General features: G+C 65.0%; 3 protein-coding genes. All 3 read left to right on the top strand.

The genetic code is table 11. The features are described from left to right. The first annotated feature begins 270 nt into the window (after positions 1-270). Positions 271-486: a hypothetical protein gene (locus ACMO6A_RS10080; RefSeq protein WP_418471189.1), complete on the top strand. Its 216-nt coding sequence runs from the start codon at positions 271-273 to the stop codon at positions 484-486. A gap of 21 nt (positions 487-507) precedes the next feature. Further along, on the top strand, positions 508-1,725 hold the full coding sequence (locus ACMO6A_RS10075) for a hypothetical protein (protein WP_418471188.1): 1,218 nt from the start codon (positions 508-510) through the stop codon (positions 1,723-1,725). Next, on the top strand, positions 1,725-2,026 hold a 302-nt coding region (locus ACMO6A_RS10070), incomplete at its 3' end, for a PrgI family protein (protein WP_418471187.1). The genes ACMO6A_RS10075 and ACMO6A_RS10070, both read left to right, overlap by 1 nt.

The following is a 2,026-nucleotide window of genomic DNA, read 5'->3' as shown; positions in this document are numbered from 1 at the left end:
ACCACGAGCTGCGCGAGGTCGGCGAGTTCAACCTGGACGACTGGAACTGGGACCGCAAGTGCGAGCGCGAGCGCGCGCACCGCGCCGAGATCGAGGAGATGCGCTGGCGCATCGAGGAGGCGCGCGCCTTTTTCGACCCCGAGTTCTTCATGTAGGAGACCCCCGGCGGGGGAGACCCCGCCGGTCGTCATATCTCACCCGCCGCGGCGGGTCAACAGGGCGCCAACGCCATACGGGCGGCGCCGCGACAACAGAAGGGAAAAACCCAACATGGCTTTCTTCAACCAGCTCCTGAACTACCTCTGGCAGATCCTCACCTTCGTCGGCGGAATCACCGCCGCCGTGGGCGTCTTCCGCTGGGTCTCCGGCGGCAAGGCCCACGACGCGCAGGCCCAGGAGGGCGCGGTCTGGGTCATCGCGCTGGGCGGCGCAATGGCCGCAATCGGCCTGGTCGGAGGCAGCTACCTCACCTTCCCCTCGATGTAGGGACGACGGAGGGAACTCCATATGACTGCTCTAACGGGAAATATCAGGCGCGCGGGCGGGCCGGCGGCCGCCGGGCGCGCCGCGCTCGCGGCCGTGCTGGCGCTCGCGCTCGTCGCGTCGGCCCTGGCCGCACTGGCCTGCCCATCGCCGGCCCTGGCCGTTGAGACCTCCAAGGAGAGCTTCGAGGCGAAATACAAGGACGACTACCACCAGGCGATCAAGGACCGCAAGAAAGACTCCAGCATCACCACGAACACCATGTGGACCGACGACGACCTCATGATGGGCGCCTGCGGGGAGTATCCGGGCTTCGATGTCGTAAACGCAGGGCCCTGGGTCTCCTATTTCGTCTACAGCACCGCCGAGGGCATCGCGAGCTTCTGCGTCGACTGCGGCGAGGCGATGCTTCAGTGCATCTCGTCGTCGGGACTGCTCAAGCTCGACTTCACCGGCAAGGGGTCGGATTTCGCCAAGATGTACTCGGCGGCCGCGGACGTCTCGGTCAAGGTGATCCAGCCGATATGCGTGGGCTTTTTGGGCCTCGCGTGCGTGTGGGCCCTGCTCGAGTTCTCCAAGGAGGTCTCGACCAACCGCGGCGACCACTTCTCGATGGCCGGCAACTACGTCTGGATCATCGTCAAGTTCTCGCTGGTCATGGTCCTCATCAGCCATACCGTGCAGCTGTGCGGCGGCGTGTACGAGGTCTTCCTATGGGTCGCCAACAAGGTCTCCGACACGCTTGCTGCCGGACAGATCGGCGGCGTGGGCTTCAACTCCTTCATGCTCTCCATGATGGAGATCAGGTACAGCCAGTTCGCGTGGTCGGTCGGCTACGCGCTCGTGGCGCTGGTCATCCTCGTCTCGACCGGCCTGTGCCTGATCAAGGTCCTCACGCTCACCATCACCCGCATGTTCGAGATCTACCTGATGACGGCCTTCGCCGGCTTCCCGCTCGTGATGCTCACGACGCGCGAGACCAGGCCGTCGGGCATCGGGTACTTCAAGAAGTTCGCCGGCGTGTGCCTCCAGGCGGCGATCCTCATAACGATCATCGCCTTCGCCGGGATCTGCTTCTCGGCAGCCGGGTCGCTTTTGGCGACCAAGCCGAATGCCGGAATCGACGACACGGTCTGGACCATCATCTCGCTGCTCGCGTCCATGGCCGGCTGCTACGGCTTCTCGGCGTTGTGCGGGCAGTCCAAGCAAATAGCGGACACGATCATGGGGGCGATGGGCTGATGGTAGAGATCATCCTGCGCAAGGACATCCAGGACTACGAGGCGAGGCCGCTGTTCGGCTTCACGTACCGACAGGTCGCGACCGGCGCCGCCATCGCGATCGCCGCCGCGGGCATGGGCCTCGGGATCTCGTCTTTCACCGAGATCAACACGATGTGGCTGATGCTGATCATGACCGTGTGCGCCGCAATCGGGCTCGTCGGCCTCGGGCGCATCCACGACCTCAAGTTCGAGCAGTGGTTCGCCATCTGGAAGGCCGACCGCGACTGGCCGACGGTCGCCCTGTTCGCCGCCCCAACGCT

It is taken from the genome of Eggerthella sp. (assembly GCF_048329335.1).
GTDB lineage: Bacteria > Actinomycetota > Coriobacteriia > Coriobacteriales > Eggerthellaceae > Eggerthella > Eggerthella lenta.
Note: the sequence above shows the minus strand (reverse complement) of the source record. Positions and strands in the feature narration are given on the sequence as shown.

Bases quoted from the DNA above. Each gene is read 5' to 3' on its own strand.
- ACMO6A_RS10080 (WP_418471189.1), top strand. From the start codon at position 271: ATGGCTTTCTTCAACCAGCTCCTGAACTACCTCTGGCAGATCCTCACC.
- ACMO6A_RS10075 (WP_418471188.1), top strand. From the start codon at position 508: ATGACTGCTCTAACGGGAAATATCAGGCGCGCGGGCGGGCCGGCGGCC.